The organism is Mitsuaria sp. WAJ17 (assembly GCF_014174515.1).
Taxonomy (GTDB): domain Bacteria; phylum Pseudomonadota; class Gammaproteobacteria; order Burkholderiales; family Burkholderiaceae_C; genus Roseateles_B.
Map to the genome: position 1 here is coordinate 1 of NZ_JACJUG010000096.1, position 751 is coordinate 751.

Annotated in this window: 1 protein-coding gene; it reads left to right on the plus strand. The window is 65.9% G+C overall.

The window, feature by feature from the left end:
• On the plus strand, nucleotides 1-751 hold a 751-nt coding region (locus tag H5407_RS23525), incomplete at both ends, for an RHS repeat protein (RefSeq protein WP_183106912.1).

The following is a 751-nucleotide window of genomic DNA, read 5'->3' on the forward strand; positions in this document are numbered from 1 at the left end:
GGGCAGCAGCAGTCCAGCGCCACGCTGAACTATGACGAGGAAGGGCGCAAGACCGAGGAGACCGTGAGCCTGCCCAACCCGGCCGGTGCTCGCTACAGCATGAGCTACCGGTACGGCTACAGCGCGGCAGGCCGCAAGACCAAGATCGTCTGGCCGGATGGCACCGAGCTGCAGTATGGCTACGCAGCGCACGGTGGGCTGGCGAGCGTGAGCATTCCCGGTGCCGGCAGCCTCAGCGTGGGCGAGTTCAAGGACGGCATGCCGGTGCTGTGGCAACTGCCAGGCGGCGGCAGCCGGGCGTTGCAGGTGGATGGTCTGAAGCAGCTCCGTGGCCAGACGGTCAAGAGCCCCACACAGCAGGCCACGCTGCAATTGCAGAACAGCTTTGGCCTGGAGTCGGAGCTGCAGCAGCGCCAGCGGACGGACACCTTGGACGGTGCCAGTAGCACGGACGATCTGACCGCTGTCCACGACGACGATCAGCGCCTGACCGAAGCCGCACGCAAGGGCAGCTTCAGCAGCGACACGGAGCGCTTCACGCTGGATGCGGTGGGCAACCGGAAGGCGCATAGCCGCACGAGCGGGGAGTGGACTTACGACGCCAATGACCGGCTGCAGCAGCAAGGTGCGGGGCCGAGCGCCATTCGCTATACCTATGACGATGCGGGCAATACGGTTCGGCGGGAGAGCCCCGGTAGGACGCTGGATTTTGGTTATGACGCGGAGAACCGGCTGATCTGGGTGCGCCAAG